Below are 18,425 nucleotides of genomic sequence, written 5' to 3'. Positions count from 1 at the left end.
CCGGCGCCCTCGTCGACGGCTAACCTCAGCCCGTGCCATCACTCTCGCCGACGACCAAGCTGCTCGCAGCCGGGACAGCCTTCGCCGTGCTCGTCGTCGGCGCCCTGATCCTCCGGTACGCCGGACCTTCGTCCGACCACACCGCGAGCTCCGACCACACGGCGAGCTCCGACCACACGGCGAGCTCCGACCACACGGCGAGCCCGCAGACGACCGCGAGCGCCCAGACGACCGCGAGTACCCCCACAACCCCGCCTGAGCCCTCAAGTGCGGCCGAAGTGATCCCGTCCAAGAACCCGCGCCGCGATCCCGAGGTCGATGGCGGCGTCCCGATCAACTACGGCGTGTTCATCGAGATCCCGCAAGGCTGGCAGCGGGAGAGCTTCAACGGCGCCCGGGTGGTCTCCCCAGGCCGAGGCGCGGCTCAGATCACCCTGTCGAACCATCCGGTGCAGACGACCGGCCTGCTGGTCCCCGACGCCACGACCTTCGCCGACATGATGGTCCTGGACAATCTCAAACTCGGAGCCGAGCGGAAGACCCTGGCGCCCAATCTGAACACCTTCGACGCGGCCACGATCAGCTTCACCAGCTCCTACGTCGAGGACGGCGTGACCTATCGATTCGCAGGCGTCTGCACGAGGTTCCGTGGTCTGCCTGCCATCAACGATGTCAGCGTGAGTATCTGCTACTTCGCGTACGCCGAAAGCCTCGACGCCGTGCGCGCCGAGGTGGCAAAGATGACCGCGTCGATTGCCCGGTCGATCTAGGACCGCTTGAAGAGGAGCTTCCAGGGCATCAGCGCCGACTCCAGCTGGACCTTGAAGGTCATCTTCGACGCGCCGACGGTGCGTTCCTCGAAGCGGATCGGGACCTCGGCGATGCGCAGGCCGCGGCGTACGGTCCGGTAGTTCATCTCGACCTGGAACGAATACCCGTTGCTCTGGATGCTCGCCACGTCGATCGCCCGTAGAGTGTCCGCCTTCCAGGCCTTGAAGCCCGCTGTGGCGTCCTTCACGTGCAAACGCAGGATCGTGTTCACATAGACGTTCGCGAACGCCGAGAGCAGCCGCCGGTGCCAGGCCCACTCGGCCGCCGCGGAGCCACCTTCGACGTACCGGGACCCGATCACCACGCCGGCGTCGGTCGTCCGCAGCGTCTCGACCATGGTCGGGATGACCGAGGCGGGGTGGGACAGGTCGGCGTCCATCTGGATCACGATGTCGGCGTCCTCGGCCAGCGCGCGGCCGATGCCCGCGATGTAGGCGCGGCCGAGGCCGTCCTTCTCGGTGCGATGCAGGACGGCGACCTGGTCGGGGGCCTTCTCGGCCAGTTCGTCGGCCACGGCGCCGGTGCCGTCGGGGGAGTTGTCGTCCACCACCAGCATCTGCAGGCCGGGCAGTCGCAGGTCCGACAGCAGGCCGGCCAGCACGGGCAGGTTCTCCCGCTCGTTGTAGGTCGGCACGACGACGATGATCTTGGAGCTCTCGCCCATGAACTGTCCTTCTTCGAGAAACACCGGGACGCAGGACGCTACCAGTTGGAAGCGGCGGCCCGGGTGCACAGGGTTCATCCGGACCGCCGCTCGGGCGGATGGAACTGATCAGCGGACTGTCGGCGATCCGATGACCGGCGAGTCGGCAACCCGATCGCCCGGCGATCCGATCAGCAGGCGGTCGCCCACTGATCGACCAGCTCGCTGACCAGGTGCAGCGCGACCAGGTGCATCTCCTGGATCCGCGCGGTCTCCTCAGCCGGTACGACGATCGCCAGGTCGGCCGCTGCCGCCAGCGCGATGCCGCGGGTGGAGGTGAAGGCGACCGAGCACGCGCCCCGCGAACGGGCCATCGCAAGTCCCTTCACCACCGTCGGAGACGTACCGGAGGTGGTGAATCCGATCACCATGTCGTTCGGCCGCGCCAGGGCCTCCACCTGGCGGGAGAACACTTCGTCGTAGGAGTAGTCGTTGGAGATGCAGCTCGTCACGGCGGCGTCGCCGACCAGGGCAACGGCGGGCAGCGGCCGCCGTTCCCGCAGGTACCGGCCGATCAGTTCACCGACCAGGTGCTGAGCGTCGGCGGCGGATCCTCCGTTGCCGTAGGTGTAGAGCACACCGCCCGAGTCCAGTCGGCGGATGAGCTCGTCGGCGACCTCTTGGATCGCGTCCAGCTGGCTGTGCATCGCGTAGGCAACCTCGGCGTGTCGCTCGAGCTGCCGGGCGATGACTCGGTCCACATAAATTTGGGTCATGTGGACGGTGGTACGCCAGTTTTGCTACTTGCGGGGAGCCTGTCCGGTAGATCCGCGCACAATTAGTCGCGGTGCCACCCTGATCGTGCGGTGCCGGGCGGGCAGTTCGTCCCGGATCCGGGCCATCAGTAGTTGCGCACAGCTACGACCTATATCCACAGTGTGCTGATCGACAGTGGTGATTCCGGGCTGGACCAACGACATCCACGGCACATCGTCGTACGCCGCGAGGCTGATCTTGTGCGGAATCCGCAGCCTGCGGTGCTTGATTTCGGCCAAAGCGCCCTGTGCCAGCACATTGTTGGCGGCCATGATCGCGGTCACGTGGTGCTCGTTCAGCAGCTCTGCGGTGCTCTGCCGGGCCGCGTCGGCGTCGAAGCTCGTGTAGACGATCAGATCCTCGTCGAGATCAATTCCGGCAATTTCGTGCGCCGCCCGGAATCCGGACAGTCGACCGGCCCCGGTGGACCATTTCGTCTCATCGATCAAGAGCCCGATCCGCTCGTGCCCGAAGCCGATCAGGTGCTCGGTGAGCTCCTGCGCGCCCAGTTTGTTGTCGCTCAGGACGGCGTCGCAGCCGGCCCGGCCGAGCCGTCGGTCGGCGCAGACCACGTGGATGCCGTTGTCCTGGAGCATCTTCGAGCAGCCCGCCGCGACCGGGGTGACGATCACGCCGGCGACCTGCATCGCGAGCAGCGTCTCGGCGGCGTGCATCTCCTCGTCCGGGTCGCCGTTGTCGTTGACCAGGATCATCTGGTGACCCTCGGAGCGCAGTACCTCCTCCACACCTGCGGCCAGATCGGCGTAGAACGGGTTGCGCAGGTCGGAGATCAGTACGCCGATCGCCGTTGACGTCCGGCTGCGCAGGTTCCGGGCCATGTGGTTCGGGACGTAGCCGAGCCGCTGGGCGACCGCCTGGACCCGCTCCCGCACCTCGCGCGAGGCGTAACCACGGGTGTGCAGCGCGCGCGAAACGGTCGACGGCGACACGCCTGCCTCCCGGGCGACGTCTTGCACGGTCGGCCGGCTCGCCTGCTTCTTCAAATCCCCAGTCACGCCGTCATCGTAGGGCCCGGGCCACCTTCCGGTACCGGTCCTGGCCCGAGTGGCTTCGCCGAATCCTGCGGTTCCATCGTGAGCAGGGCCGCTCGCTGCCGCCCGTCAGGGCCGTGGAGGGGGCTGCAGATCAACCGGACGGTGATCGCCCGTCCCCGCCGGTTGACCGCCTCCACCAGCGTCTCGCTGGCCGAATCCGGCTCGTTCAGAGCGTCCCTGACCAGCGGCCGCAGGACGTCGGCCGGCAGCTCGACGTCGAGGTTGAGCAGATGCCGCCCCTCGGCCTCGTCGCTGCGGACCCCCCCAGAGCTTGGTCACGCGGCCACGCTACTGCCCGTTCCGCCAGGCGTTGTTGAGTTCCACCCGGGCGTTCGGCGGCGTGAGCCGGATCGTCGCCCAGACCACCTTGCCGCCGGTGGAGTTCGCGTTGGCACCCCAGGCGCTCGCCAGGTGGGTGACGATGCTCAGCCCGAGTCCGCTGGTCCGGGTGGCGGACGGCGGACGACGTACCGGGAAGACCGAGTCCTGGTCCGTGACGGCGACCGTGAGCAACTGCCTCCGCAGCTCGAGCCGGAGATCGGCTTCCGACCAGGTGTGCCGGACGACATTGCCGACCAGCTCCGAAACGATCGCGACGGCGTCCTCGGAGGCGTCCTCGCAGCGCCACAGCTCACAGGTGGAAGCGACGAACCGGCGCGCGACGCCCGCACTGGCCGGAACCGACGGTAGCCGGAGCTTGGTCAGTTGGCGCGCCGGTGGGGTGTGCATCGAGGCCAGCGCGGAAGCGAGTTCTGCGAAGACGGGGATGAACCGGGCGATCAGCTGGGTCTGGAGCTGGACCGCGCGGCTGTCCCGCCGGCCGGTGACGAGGATCAACGGCACGCCGGACCAGTCTGCGTTCTGCCTGGCAACCGTGGTGAAGAGAGTGAGCGTGGAGGCCCTGGTCAGGACGAGATCCTGCATTTGCACGATCACGGCCTCCGGCTGGTCCGCCAGCGCCTTGAACAGGAAGGTCCGCAACTGCGGTGCGGTGCCGACGTCCAGTACGCCGGCCGGGCGGATCACCACCGCGTTGCCGACCGTCCGGACCGAGATTTCGAGCGGCCTGCCCTGACTCATCTCGCGCCTTACCGTCTCTCGCCCGCTCGGATTCCCCTGCGGTCAGCCTGCCCCGGAGCAGCCGGGCAGCTCGCGGGGCGGGTCGATGCAGGCCGGCGGCCTTCAGGCGCCCCTCTCACGCAGAGCGTCCTCGGCCGAGGCATAGATCCTGAACTGGCCGCCGAGGCCGGTGATGGACAGCGGACGGTCCACCGGACGGCCGATCCCGACCAATGCGAGATCGATGCCATGTTGGGTCGCGAGTTGCCGCGCCTCGACAAGATTTCCCAGCCCCGCGGAGCTGCAGAAGGTCACCGCGGACATGTCGATCAGCACGATCCGGGCCGGCGGTCCGACCGCGGCCCGGATCGCCCGGGCGGCCAGTTCGGTGCTGGCGATGTCGATCTCACCCGACATCCGGATCAGCCGGACACCGGGCTGCAGTTCCTCGGTGACCACATCGAAAACGGTCCGGATCATCTCGTCGTCCGGTGACTCCGGCTGGCTGGTCACGGCGGTCCCTCCCCGAGGCCGGCTCCGCGGACGCCGGTCGGTCCTGGCGCGGGGAAACTGCCCTGGCCTCACCGTATGCCCGAACGCTCCGAGGTCACAACGGTTGCACCGCTAGTGACCTCGGAGCGTGATGATCGGCCTTAGCGTTGCCTATCCTGAACAGCGACTGGAGGAGTTGTGATGTGAGTACGGTCGGCGACCTGCTGAGATCCATCGACGACGCCGCGGACCCCGCCGTCGCCGAGGTGCTCGCGCGCTACTTCCAGCTCCAGCCGGGCGGCTACGGTCATGGCGACCAGATGATCGGCGTCAAACTGTCCACCTTGCGCGGGCTGCTGAAACCTTATGTTCGCGCCGGCCTGCCATTGGCCGACCTGGAGAAGGCGCTGGCCAGTCCGATCCACGAGCACCGCCTCGCAGTACTGGCCCTGCTCGCGGACAGAGCCTCCAACGCTGTGAAACCCCGTACTGCGAACGCTGCTGAACTGAGCGCGATCTACGACCTCTACCTCCGCAACACCCAGCACGTGAACAACTGGGATCTCGTCGACTGCAGTGCCCCGCAGATCGTCGGCGCCCACCTCCTCGACAAGGACCGAGACCCGCTCTACAAACTCGTTGCCTCTAGCAACCTCTGGGAACGTCGGATCGCCCTCATTGCGACGCAGTACCTGATCGGCGCCGGCCAGACCGCCGACACCTACGCCCTCTCCGCCCTGGTCCTCGACGACCCGGAAGACCTCATTCACAAAGCCTCCGGCTGGATGCTCCGCGAGGCCGGCAAACGCGTCTCTCCCGACGACCTCCGAACCTTCCTCGACCAGCACGCCACGGCGATGCCCCGAACCATGCTCCGCTACGCCATAGAGCGCCTCCCGCCAGAGACCCGAAAGCAGTATCTGTCGATGAAGCGTTTGCCATAGACAACAAACAAGGGCCGCCGGTGCTCACCGGCGGCCCTTGCTGGGTTAAGAGTTACGGCAGTTTGTTGGTGTTGAAGGTGGGGTCGGCCGGCGCACTCTTCATGCTGGTGCCGGTAGTGGCGAAGGACGAGGAGCTGACGCTGCTGGCCGTGACCACACGGACCTGGAAGTCCTGGTTGTAGGTGGCGAAGGCCCACTTCGGAACGCCGCCGGCGGTGTAGACGAAGGCCGTCGGATCGGTGGTGTACTGCTCGGTCACGTCCTGCTGGACCTCCTTGAACTGCGGCCAGCTACCGGTGCCCTGAGCCAGCTCCTGGGCGAAGTAGTTCTTGCCATCCGTGCCACGGACGAGGACCTCGACCAACCCGGTGTCCGGCGCCATCACGGCGCTGGGCGAGCCGGGCCAAACCTGGTCAGCGGCGCCGACCTGGTCCCAGGTGCCGGGGAACGAGGTCCCCGCCGCGGTCTGCTTCTGGGTCTTGATGTGGCCGTCCGCGTCACGGGCGAACACGCGCAGCAGGTCGCCGGGGTACCGGACGATCGAGACCTTGCCGGTGAAGCCCGAACCGCCGAGGCTGCTCCAGGCCGACAGTGCAGTGCCGTTCCAGCTCGCTGCCCAGTAGGTCCCGGCGGTGTCGCGGGCGATCACCGTCAGGGTGGTGCCGGGGCCAGGCCCGATGACCGGCGTACCGGTGAAGACCTGACCGCCCGCGCTGGTGAAGTGCTGCCAGGACAGGAGTCCCGAGACGCCCTCGATCTTGATCCAGGGCGAACCGCTGCCGTCGAACGCGAGCAGGAACAGTTTGTTCGTCAGCGGGCTCTTGGCGGCGGCGGCACCCGAGGCCATCAGGCCGGCTCGGGTGACCGGGGCGCCCAGCGTGGCGGCGGCCGGAGCCGACTGGATGAAGCCCCACGCCTGGCTGTCGGTGGCGTGCACGGTCAGGTCGACCTTGTTGTCGGCGCCTTGGGTGATGGCCGGCGTACCCACATACGCGTTGGTGTCCGGCAGGGTCGTCCAGGCCGTACCGCCGAAGTCGGTCGGATCGGGCTGGTGTCCCCACTTCGTGTGGCCGATGTTGTCGGTGAGGCCGTACTCGAGCTGACCAGTGCCGGCCTGCAGGACTGCGATCGGAGCGTTGTTCTCGGCCGGGATCGTCGGCGTGGCCGGGACGTAGGACTTGGTCAGTTTGCAGGCGTTCGAGGTGCCGGCGACGTCGATGAACGCGTCCCAGCCGCCGCCCAGCTGGTTTGCCTGGAAGGCCCAGGTGAAGTCAGGGTCGGGCCGGAACCGGTAGTGCAGCAGATCGGCGTTCGGCCGGATCCCGAGCAAGATGTCGCCGCCGACGCTGAAGAAGCTGCTGAAGGTGTTCCAGCTGCTGCCGCCGACCTGGCGCGCGGAGAGGAACCGGTCGCTGGTTGGCTCGATCTGGTAGCGGTCGAGCGATCCGGTGCCGGATCCACCAGCCGGCTTGCGTGCGTAGATGACGCCGTCGCCGGCGGCTGTGATCGCGTTGTAGCCGCTCCAGTCACCACGGACCGGCTGGTTCGTCATCGCGCCGGTGCTGGTGTTGTACGTCCACCGGCGCAGCGTGCCGTCGTCCTGCAGCGTGTAGAAGTCGCCGCGCGCGTCCATGGTGATCTTGTTGACCCGCGCCTGCACCGCGTAGATGTTGAAGACGTTGCCGAGGCTCCGGTTCGTAACGTCGAAGGTTGTGCCGTTCCAGTGGTAGGCGAACGTGCCGCCGCCGTTCGGCTTGATCCCGTACAGCCAGCCGTCCGGACCGGCGATCAGCTTGGAGAAGATGTTCCAGCTGCTGCCGACTTTGGTCGGAGTGGCGGCCGTCGCCCCGGTGACGCTACTCAGGTCGTTGAACTTGTAGAGCATCAGCTCGCCGGTGCTCTTGATGGCGAAGACGTTCTGGGTCGGCGTGCAGGTGATGTTCGCGTCCTCGGCCCGTGCCTGGGTGGGCGCGGTGAGGGCGAGGCCGGCGGTGGCGAGCCCGGCGATCAGCGCCACGGCGGTGAATTTGCGGCGCCACCCGAGACCGGGCAGGCGTGCAGAAAGAGTGCTCAACATGGGAACCCCCAGAATCGGGATGAGTGCATGCGAGATGCCCGCCCCGAGCCGCATGCTCCAACAGTCGACCGGCGGTTCTGAACCACCGATCGGATCGCACACTATCCCTGTTTCTCCTTGCACAGTGGAGTTTTGCAACAAGCTGCAATACGGGGCTCTGTCGCTAGCCAGGTATTTCCGCTCCCTGATAACTTCCTGGCGTTGACCGACTCGGGGGACGAGGAAGTCCACCTTCACTGGGGGTATCTCATATGACCCGTTCGTCGCTGTCGCGCGCCCGCAAGCAGGTCACCTTCCTTCGGTGGATGAGCAAGGGTCTGGCCTTCGTCCTCGTCGCCGCCGTGCCGCTGAGCGCTGCCGACTACGGCTCCGCGGCGACCGGTCAACCGAGTGGCGGCGGCTCGAAGCCGTCGGCGAACCACAAGGCACAGCCCGCCCCGCAACAGCGGGAGGGCTCCGCCGCGAACCAGCCGCACTCGGTCGGCGAGAATCTCAACAAGACAGTCCCGGCGAGTCTCAAGTCGCGCTATCCGGACCTGCTGACCGCCAACACCACGAAGCCGCAGTCCAATGCGGTCCAGGCGTTGCCGCCGACGTCCCAGCCGGTGAAGGGTTTCGACGCCAGGACCAGCAAGGAGCTCGCGGCCAAGCGCAGCCGTTTCGGCACCACCTACGCGAACGCGGACGGCACGGAGACCACGGTCGTCTCGACCACTCCCACGAACTACCAGCGCCCGGACGGCAGCTGGACACCGGCCCGTACGACGCTGAGCAGGCAACCGGCGATCACCGGCGCGGCTGGCTGGCGGAGTACCGGCGACAGCGTCGGATCGACCCTGGCCGCGACGACCTCCGCAGACCGACCGATCGCCGAACTCACCTTGTCCGGTGGCCAGAAGGTCGGCTGGAGTGTGAGCGGCGCCGGCGCGATCGCCGGCACCCCGGTGGGCGACGACACCATCCGTTACCCAGGCATCGCGCCGGGCGCGGACCTCGAACTCACCACCAAGCCGGGCGGCCTGAAGGAGACAGTCGTACTGCGTACGCGGTCCGCCGCGCGGTCCTTCCTCTTCCCGTTGCGCCTGGACGGTCTGACCGCGCGGCTCCAGGGCTCCCAGGTCTCGCTGGTCGATGCCCAGGGCAACGAAAAGGCGATCATCCCGGCCGGATTCATGGTGGACCAGAAGGGCGCCACCTCGAGTGGCGTGAGCTACCGGCTGGTCGACGACGGCGGCCGGCAGGCGCTCAAGGTGGACCTGGACAGCAGCTGGCTGAGCGACCCGGCCCGGGTCTACCCGATCAAGGTGGATCCGACGGTCGACGAGGTACGGGTCGAGGCCGGCCAGGCCCTCACGGTCCGGGACTCGGGGAGCTACCTGGGTACGAGTGACTTCATGGTCGGCCGTCAGGGCGGCAACCGCTCCGCGGCGTACCTGAAGTTCGACGTGTCTGCGCTGCAGTACCACACGATCTACGGCGCTCAGCTGCAGGTGAGCAGCTTCTCGGCGCCTTCCTGCACACCGCGGCCGGTGACCGTCTACCCGGTCACCGCGAGCTGGACCGCGAGCACGAGCCTGAGCTACCCAGGTCCGGCTGTGGGTACCGCGCTGACTTCGCAGTCGTTCGCTCAGGGCTACATTGCGGACCATTCCACGACCACCAAGTGCAAGCCGGTGCCGGTGCCCTTCTACCTCGGCGCGAACGGAGCTGCTCTGGTCCAGCGCTGGGTGAACGATCCGGCGGCGAACCGCGGCCTCTCGCTGCGCGCTCCGGTGAGCGACGACAGCGCGTGGAAGAAGTTCGTCGGTACCGGCGAGGACAACCCGCCGAAGCTGTTCATCACGCACTCGCCGTACAACGCGTCGTACACGGTGCTCAGCAAGCCGAACCCGCCGGTCCTGCAGAACCAGGACGGCAACATCCAGGTCCGGGTGAAGAACCTCAGCGCGTTCGCTCTGACGTCATCGCAGTACTACCTGAAGACGGTCGTCACGACCCTCGGTGGCACCCAGCTCTACCAGTACCGCGGTGCGAACCTCACCTCGACGTTGGCGCGCGGCAGCAGCGTCGTGCTCAATCCGGTGATCAAGAAGATGCCGGTCGGAAAGTACCGGATCTACTTCACGCTCACCAAGGTCGGCGGTCCGGACTTCAGCACGGAGAAGGTCACCCCCGCCTCGATCGCGATCGAGGTCGTGAACATCCCGCCGGTCGTCGATCAGCTCTCACCGGACAACGGCTACCGCACGCAGGTGCTGACGCCGCAGTTGTGGGGCCGCGCGTACGACATCGACGGTTCGACGCCGGGGATCACTTACAGCTTCGAGGTCTGCGAGAAGACGCCCGCCGGTACCTATACCGGTTGCTTCCCCTCGCCGTACTCCGCTGCCAGCAATTACGAGATCCCGGCGGGGAAGCTGTCCTGGAACAAGGAGTACGCCTGGCGGCTGATGGCGAAGGACTCTGGCGGCGCCGTCACCACTTCCCCGGTCGCTCCGGCCCGGATGGCGCTGCTCACCGACGTTCCGCAGCCCGCGATCACGTCACATCTGGCGAACGCGCCGTACGGAAGTGGGGACCAGCCGTTCGACCCGAACCTGGGGAACCACCTGTCCTCGGCGATCGATGCGACGATTCCGGTTGCCGGTCCCGAGCTGGACGTGGTTCGCACGTACAACAGTCTTGATCCGCGCAAGACGGGTGTGTTCGGTACCGGCTGGTCGAGCAAGTACGACCTGCGGTTGGTGATCGAGCCGGCCGGCAGCGTGGTCGCGACGTACCCGGACGGACAGCAGGTGCGGTTCGGGAAGAACCCGGACGGCACGTATGTCGGTCCGGCGAATCGTCAGGCCGTGTTGACCTTCGACAGCACGATCAACACCTGGACGCTGAAGGACGGTGGCGCGAACACCTACAGCTTCTCGGTGTCCGGGAAGCTGACCCAGATCAAGGGCCGCTGGGGTAAGCCGATGCTGTTCGAGTACGGCGGCGACGGCAAGCTCACGAAGGTCACCAGCCAGCAGGGCAACAACCAGGCGCTGACGTTCACCTGGAGTGGCACCCACATCGCTTCGGTCAGCACGGCTCCGGTCAACGGCGCGCCCTTGAAGTGGACCTACTCCTACACAGGCGACGTTCTCAGCTCGGTCTGCGGACCTGACGGCAAGTGCACGACGTACGGATCTGCCCAGAGCTCGCACTACCGCTCGTCGATCCTCGACTCCCAGCCGGAGTCGTACTACCGCCTGAACGACGACGACAACCCGGCCACCAGCGAGGTCACGACCAACTTCGGCAAGGACAACGGCACCTACAAGAGCGTCACCAACAACGCCGCGGGCGCCCTCGCTGGATCCAGCGACACCGCCGCGACCTTCAGCGGCGCCACCGCGCCGTCGTACGTGACGCTGCCGAACGGGACGATCAGGAAGAACCGCAACCAATCCGTCGAGATGTGGTTCAAGATCACCGCGAAGGGTCTCACCAACCCCCTGCTCGGCTACCAGAACGGCACGATGGAAGGGACCTCGACCGCGGGCCTGCCGATCCTGTACGTCGGGACGGACGGCAAACTGCGCGGCCAGTTCTGGAACGGCGCCGCGGCCCCGATGGCCTCGCTCAATCCGGTGGACGAGGGGAACTGGCACCACGTCGCGCTGACCTCGAACGGTGCGGTTCAGACGCTGTACGTCGACGGCGCGCAGGTCGGCACCATCACCGGCCGCAATGTGGATCACCTGGGCATGGTCGGCAACCAGCTCGGTGGTGCGTATGCCCAGGCGCCGGCGGCGTGGGCGGGCTGGGGGACCAATGCCCGCAACTACCTGACCGGTTCGATCGACGAGGTCGCGCTGTACGCGCGGCCGCTGTCGGCCGATCAGGTCGCCGCGCACTACCAGCTGGGCAAGAACGCCGACAACCAGTTGACGACCGTCACGTTGCCGAGCGGCAAGGTGACCGAGTCGGCTGCCTACGACACCAGCACGGAACGGATCAAGGAGTTCACCGACGACGACGGCGGCCTGTGGAAGATCGGCGCACCGGAGATGACCGGTGGTGCTGCCGATCTGCGCAAGACCGTCGAGGTCCGGGACCCTGCCGACCGGCGGTTCTTCTACGAGTACGACGGGATCGGCGGCTGGATGCTGCGCGCCGGCGTACCGAACGGTCTCGGGACACGCGAGGAGGATCTGCCGCCGGCTCCGACGCCGACGCCCTCTCCGACCACCTGCAACACGCCTGACCCCGGCGATCCGCAGTTCTGCGTGGTCACCCCCGGCACCGGGTCGCAGGATCCGATCTTCGACTGGCACGCGCTGGATGGGATCGCGGTCCGTAGCTACGAGTACGACAAGTCGGGCCAGTTGGTGAAGACCATCAACGAGGCCGGCGAGACGACGACACTCGGCTACGACGGTAAGGGCAACAACACCACGCAGACGACGTGCCGAACCGCGACGGAGTGCCACACCAGCTACGTGACCTACCCGACGACCGGTCTGACCGATCCGATGGACCCACGCTGGGGCAAACCGATCGAAGCCCGGGACGGCCGCTCGTCCGGGCCGACCGACAACACTTTCAAGACCAGCTTCACCTACCTGTCCCAAGGCGAGCTGGCGACCCAGACCAGCGCGGACGCGGGCACCGTCAAGAACACCTACACCGACGGTTCGGAGGTCGCGACAGGCGGCGGCGCGATGCCGTCCGGCCTGATCCGGACGAGCACGGACGCTCGTCTCGCAGTCACGACGTACGCGTACTACGCGACCGGTCAGGTGGGTTCGATCACCTCACCGTCCGGCCTGAAGACCTCGTTCGTCTATGACACGGTCGGACGGAAGATCAGCCAGACGCAGACGTCGGATTCGCAGCCGAGTGGGGTCACGACGACCTTCAGCTATGACGCGGCGTCGCGGTTGCTGACGACGACAGGGCCGGTGACGACCGACAAGGTGACCGGGGCGAAGCATCAGCAGAAGGTCACGCTGTCGTACGACGACGACGGCAACATGGTCTCGCAGGAGTCCGTGGATGTCGTCGGTGGTGGGGAGCCGCGGCGTACGACGTACAGCTTCGACGACCGGAACCGTCTCGAGCGGCAGACCGATGCTGCCGGCAACGAGGTGTCGTACACGTATGACGCCTTCGGCAACCAGATGTCGATGACGGATGCCAATGGCAACCGGTACGAGTACGCCTATTCGCCAGGCAACCAGCTCACCGAGGTCCGGCTGCGGGATGCGGACTCGACCGGTGACGACGGCTACAAGGTGATGCGCTCGATCGGCTACGACCCGGTCGGCCGGACCGCGCGGGAGACCGACGCGATGGGTCGCACCGTCCAGTATGTCTACTACGGCGACGGGTTGCTGAAGTCGAAGACGCTGAAGGACTTCCACGAGGCTGATGGGTCCAAGCACGACTTCGTCCTCGAGACCGACACCTATGACGGTGCCGGGAACCTGATCAAGCAGGTCACCGACAACGGCAAGACCACGACGGCGTACACCCGGGACGGCGCGGGCCGGGTGAAGACCAGCACGGTCGACCCGGGCGGCCTTGACCGGACGACAACGATCACCTACGACCTCGGCGGCAAGATCCAGTCGACGGTCGAGACGGGCGACTACTCGAACACCCACTGGTCGGTCGCCGGGATGCAGCGCAAGACGACCTTTGCTTATGACACCGCCGGCCGGCAGCTTTCGCAGACCGAGTGGCTGGACAGTACTCGTGGTCTGACGACGAGCTGGACCTACGACCAGCGCGATCTGCAGACCAGCGTCACCTCGCCGCGCGGTAACGAGAGCGGCGCGGTCAAGGCCGACTTCACGACCACCTACGGGTATGACGAGCTGGGTCACCAGAGCGTCATCACCCAGCCGAAGGTTCAGGTCGAGTCGAACGGCCAGCCCGCGGTGACGGCTTCTCCTGTCGTCATGGTGGGTTATGACGCCTACGGCGCGGTCGTGTCCACGAAGGATGCCCTGGGCAACGTCGGTACGACGACGTACGACAAGCTCGGTCTGCCGGTGGAGAGCACCGGGCCGACGTACACGCCGCCGGGTGGTACTGCGGTCACGCCGAACGCGAAGACGGAGTACGACCCGAACGGCAACGTGCTGAAGACGATCGACCCGCGCGGTGCGGAGACCCGCTTCGGGTATGACCGGCAGAACCGGATGCTTCTGCGGGATGCTCCTACTTCGACCAACAACGATCGGGCGGTCTGGCGGTACGAGTACACCGGGAACGGTGGGCTGCGGAAGACGACCGATCCGCTGGGCGGCGTGACCCAGGCGACCTACGACGACCTCGACCGGGTCATCACCTCGACGCAGGTCGAGCGCAAACCGGTCACGGACAACTTCACCACCAAGTTCACCTACGACGACGCGGACCGGTTGCTCTCTACGACGTCGCCGTCGGGTGCGACGAGCTCTACGACGTACGACACGATCGGTCAGCCGATCAAGGCGACCGACCCGTCGAACGTGGTCACCCAGTTCGGCTACGACTTCCTCGGCCGGCAGATCGAGGCGGTCGACGGTCTCGGCCGCACGAGCCTCACCACCTACGACCTGGCCGACCGGGTCCTGCAGAGCACCGACTACGACGCTTCGCAGACTGAGTTGCGGAAGAGCGTGTACACGGTTGATGCCGACAGCAACATCCTGACGGCGAAGCCGCCGGTGGGTGGAACAGTGAGCTACACGTACGACGCGTTGGGCCAGCTGGTTCGTCAGCAGGAGCCTGTCTCGGGTAGCCAGACCATCACCACCACCTTCGGCTACGACGCTGCCGGCAACCAGACCCGCTACACCGACGGGCGTGGCAATTCGACGTACACGACCGTGAACAGCCTCGGCCTCACCGAGTCCGTGATCGAGCCTTCCACGGCTGCCCACCCGGCGGCTGCTGATCGGACCTGGACCACCTCGTACGACGTCGGCGGGAACGCTGTTCGGTTGGCCGAACCAGGCGGCGTGACTCGTCTGAGGACCTTCGACACGGCCGGTCGGCTGACCGACGAGGCCGGTTCCGGGACCGGGGTTCAATCGGCTTCGCGCAAGATCGGTTATGACGCTCTGAGCCGCGTCACGTCGATCAACAGCATCGGCGCCGACAACACCTACACCTACAACGACCGCGGCCAGGTCCTGTCGTCCAACGGTCCCTCGGGCTCGGCATCCTTCTCCTTCGACGCCGATGGCGCGTTGGTCCAGCGCACCGACGCTTCCGGTACTGCGGACTTCGGCTACACCAACGGCCGCCTGACCTCGGTCACCGACCCGGTCACGCGTACCCAGCAGGTCTACGGCTACGACAACGCCGGTGCCCCGAAGACCATCAACTACGGGCTCGGCCGGACCCGGACCTTCGACTACGACGACCTCGGCCGACTGAAGTCCGACGGCTTGAAGAACAGCGCCGGTACGACGGTCGCCTCCGACTCCTACACCTATGACCTCTCCGACGACCTGACCGGCAAGACAACGACCGGCGTACAAGGCGCCGGCGCGAACACCTACACCTACGACGACGCCGGCCGCCTGAAGACCTGGACTGGTGGCGGCAAGACCACGTCGTACGGGTGGGATGACGCCGGCAACCGCGTGTCGGTCGACGGCAAGACAGCTCGCTTCGACGAACGCAACCGCCTGATCACGGACGGAACAGCCGACTACAGCTACTCCGCCCGCGGCACGCTGCTCTCGAAGACGACCGGGTCCACCACGGACTCGACCGGCTTCGATGCGTTCGACCGGGTGATCTCCCAGGGCGGCCGCACCTACCAGTACGACGGCACCGATCGCCCGGTGACCGGCAACGGCACAACGATGCAGTACGCCGGCTTCAGCGACGAGGTAGTCGCCGACGGCACCCAGATTTACGGGCACGGTCCTGGCGACGAGGTCCTTTCGGTTGCCCAAGCCACGACCAAGCGCCTGGTGATGTCGGACAGCCACTCCGATGTGATCGGCGGTTTCGATCCGGCCGATGGAGTGTTGGCTGCTCTCCCCGACTCTCGCACCTACGATCCGTTCGGCAAGGTCACCGCCTCTGCCGGTATGACCTACGGCGTCGGCTACCAAGGTGACTGGAACGACCCGGCCACCGGCGACGTGAACATGGGCGCCCGCTGGTACGACCCCGACACCGGCACCTTCACCTCCCGCGACACCGCCTCCTACTCCGGCGGCGAGTCCGCGATCGCCAACAAGTACCTCTACGGCAACGCCAACCCGCTCAGCAACATCGACCCCACCGGCTTCTCCTCCTGCAAGCCGGACAAGGTGGGGCCGAACAGGCCTGGTGACGACGATGACGGCGGCGACCCGCCTCCCCGATCGAGGCCGAAGCCTACGAAGCCGCCGTGGCCGCCGATCATGCCGCCCGAGGACCCGATGGACCACGGCGCCGACCGGCCCGGTGGGGTTCACCCCGGTAAGCCGGGCGGCATCGACCCGCGGGCGCTCGGCACGCCCACTGGATACCCCCAGAACGCCAGGGCGGTTAGCGGCGTCCTCTACGCGGCGGATTCCCCCGCTAGCTCGAACTGCAATCCCGTGCAGCCCAAACCCAAACCCAAGCCCAAGCCGCCGCCTCCGCCGGACCCGGCGATCAAGGCCCGCAAGCAACTCGAGCAGAAGGTCAAGAACAACCCGCAACCGAACGTCGTCGCCATCACCAAGCCCATCTTCGCCCAGGGCAACCCCACCGGCGGCGGCAACTCCAAGAACCTGATCAATGACACCCGAGGCCAAGCCGACGAGATCTACAAGGCCGCCGTCACCCGCACCGGCCCGGTAGCCAACGACGCCGACCAACCCTTCAACCCGTTCGCCAACCCCACCCCCGGCGACGGCCACCTGAAGAAGCCCAGCTGGGGAGATCTCAAGGATGCCTTCAAGGGCATCGGCAAGTTCATCAAGGACAACAAGTCCGCCATCGGCCACGCCGTCCTGGACACAGTCGGCCTCATCCCCGGCGTAGGCGAAGTAGCCGACCTGGCCAACGCGGCCTGGTACGCCGCCGAAGGCGACTACGTCAACGCCGCCCTCTCAGCCGCGTCAGCCATCCCCTTCGCCGGCTACGCCGCCACCGCCGCAAAGGCAGCCCGCTATGTAAACAAGGGCGTCAAAGCCGGCAAAGAAGCCAAGGGCGTAGTCAGAGCAGGCGAAATAGCCGAAGACGTAGGGAAAGCCTGTAACTGCTTCCCAGCAGGCACAACGGTCGCGACCGCTTCAGGTGCCAAGCCGATCGAGGACATCAAGGTCGGCGACGAGGTCTGGGCAAGAGACCAGATCACCGGCAAGTCAGTCCTGCGCAAGGTCACTGACCTCTTCAACAAGCAGGCCGACGAGCTGATGACGATCACGCTCTCCGACGGCGGCGTGGTCCCGGTCACCTCCGAACACCCCTTCTACACCCCCGACCGCGGCTGGGTGGAATCCGGCGACCTCAAGGTCGGCGACAAACTCCTCCAACGCACCGGCCAAACAGTCACCATCCGCTCCATCGCCCACCAACAAACCACCACCACCGTCTACAACTTCGAGGTAGAAGACGACCACAACTACTACGTAGGCGCCTCCAGCCTCCTAGTCCACAACTGCAATATCCGTGCGCGTGCTGATGAACTGCAGGCGGCGCTTCCGCCTGGATCGCAGGGGCGAGTGACGATGGGCGTCGGCGAAGGTGTGGATGAGGCAGGTAACCTCCGGACCGTCATCGGAACAAGCGAAGACGGCGGATATCTGAGGCCTGGTGTGCGGGACCTCATCAGGGAAGGCGAGGACGTAGCGACAGGCCCCGGTCATGCCGAGCCAAGTATCCTCGACTATATGAAGGCGAACGGAATTACGCCGCTCAGGGTCGCGGCTGGAAGACCGATCTGTCCACGGTGCGCCGCTGCTATTGACGAAGCTGGAGCCTTGGCTGCAAGTCCACTGAAGAAGGTGAGGAGGTGACTCAACCTGGATTGACGCAGATCTCGCCTGAGTTGGTCGACCTGCTCCGGCAGAGCCCTGATGAGACGCGTCATCGACTCGTTGAGCGGGCCTGCCTACTGGCTGTTCAGCGTACGAAGGTGGCGGACCCGAAGGTCACCGAGGCGCTCGACGCGATCCGTTCGAGAAGCTTCGGAATCGAGGACCTTCGCAGCCGGATCGACGACCTGACGCAGGAGCTGGACGAGGCGGCTTGGGACATCCAGGAGCGGGTTGACACCGGAGATGCCAACCGGGACGAATATCGCCGAGCCTTCGGCAAGGCTCGTGCGGTCGCAGCTGTTGGATTCGCGCTGGACGACTCACTGACCGCATCGTTCGACTCGCTCTACGAGGCGTACTACGCAATCGACAACCGGGACGACTTCCTGCGCGCTGTCGCCAACTAACGCGAACAGAAGACAGTCGGTCGGTGCCATTGCGGTGAGCAAGTATCTTGAGCGTCAGTGGTGTCGAGAGCTGGCTCACCGCAACCTTCAGCCGCCTCGCCTG

10 protein-coding genes are annotated in these 18,425 nt (G+C 66.4%); 4 read left to right on the top strand and 6 right to left on the bottom strand.

Features of this window, described 5'->3' with window-relative positions:
* Window positions 1-32: 32 nt before the first annotated feature.
* Window positions 33-770, top strand: a complete 738-nt coding sequence (locus tag ABZ004_RS18830; protein ID WP_355681157.1) for a hypothetical protein — start codon at window positions 33-35, stop codon at window positions 768-770.
* Here ABZ004_RS18830 and ABZ004_RS18825 read toward each other — a convergent pair.
* The 5 genes from ABZ004_RS18825 to ABZ004_RS18805 form a co-directional block, all read right to left on the bottom strand.
* A complete protein-coding gene (locus tag ABZ004_RS18825; protein ID WP_355681156.1) occupies window positions 767-1,495 on the bottom strand; it encodes a polyprenol monophosphomannose synthase in 729 nt (242 codons plus the stop codon). The genes ABZ004_RS18830 and ABZ004_RS18825 overlap by 4 nt on opposite strands.
* Before the next feature lie 170 nt (window positions 1,496-1,665).
* Window positions 1,666-2,250: an SIS domain-containing protein gene (locus ABZ004_RS18820; RefSeq protein ID WP_355681155.1), complete on the bottom strand. Its 585-nt coding sequence runs from the start codon at window positions 2,248-2,250 to the stop codon at window positions 1,666-1,668.
* Between the two features lie 24 nt (window positions 2,251-2,274).
* Window positions 2,275-3,306 carry a LacI family DNA-binding transcriptional regulator gene (locus ABZ004_RS18815; RefSeq protein WP_355681154.1) on the bottom strand — a complete coding sequence of 344 codons (1,032 nt, stop codon included), beginning with the start codon at window positions 3,304-3,306 and terminating at the stop codon, window positions 2,275-2,277.
* A gap of 327 nt (window positions 3,307-3,633) precedes the next feature.
* A complete protein-coding gene (locus tag ABZ004_RS18810) occupies window positions 3,634-4,425 on the bottom strand; it encodes an ATP-binding protein (RefSeq protein WP_355681153.1) in 792 nt (263 codons plus the stop codon).
* 102 nt (window positions 4,426-4,527) lie between these two features.
* Window positions 4,528-4,917, bottom strand: coding sequence for an STAS domain-containing protein (locus ABZ004_RS18805; protein WP_355681152.1), 390 nt, complete (start codon window positions 4,915-4,917; stop codon window positions 4,528-4,530).
* A gap of 182 nt (window positions 4,918-5,099) precedes the next feature.
* Here ABZ004_RS18805 and ABZ004_RS18800 point away from each other — a divergent pair, with 182 nt between their 5' ends.
* Complete coding sequence (locus ABZ004_RS18800) at window positions 5,100-5,840, top strand: DNA alkylation repair protein (RefSeq protein ID WP_355681151.1); 741 nt, start codon at window positions 5,100-5,102, stop codon at window positions 5,838-5,840.
* Window positions 5,841-5,892: 52 nt separating this feature from the next.
* Here the strand turns inward: ABZ004_RS18800 and ABZ004_RS18795 are convergent, their stop codons facing one another.
* A complete protein-coding gene (locus ABZ004_RS18795) occupies window positions 5,893-7,914 on the bottom strand; it encodes a tachylectin-related carbohydrate-binding protein (RefSeq protein ID WP_355681150.1) in 2,022 nt (673 codons plus the stop codon).
* Window positions 7,915-8,168: 254 nt separating this feature from the next.
* Between ABZ004_RS18795 and ABZ004_RS18790 the strand changes: the two genes are divergently transcribed.
* Window positions 8,169-17,894 carry a polymorphic toxin-type HINT domain-containing protein gene (locus ABZ004_RS18790; RefSeq protein ID WP_355681149.1) on the top strand — a complete coding sequence of 3,242 codons (9,726 nt, stop codon included), beginning with the start codon at window positions 8,169-8,171 and terminating at the stop codon, window positions 17,892-17,894.
* On the top strand, window positions 17,891-18,322 hold the full coding sequence (locus tag ABZ004_RS18785; protein ID WP_355681148.1) for a hypothetical protein: 432 nt from the start codon (window positions 17,891-17,893) through the stop codon (window positions 18,320-18,322). Before ABZ004_RS18790 ends, ABZ004_RS18785 begins: the two co-directional genes overlap by 4 nt.
* Window positions 18,323-18,425 lie beyond the last annotated feature (103 nt).

The sequence above is a fragment of the Kribbella sp. NPDC006257 genome (assembly GCF_040613535.1).
Classification (GTDB): domain Bacteria; phylum Actinomycetota; class Actinomycetes; order Propionibacteriales; family Kribbellaceae; genus Kribbella.
The sequence above is the reverse complement of the archived record's forward strand: the minus strand, read 5'-3'. Positions and strand labels throughout refer to the sequence as shown.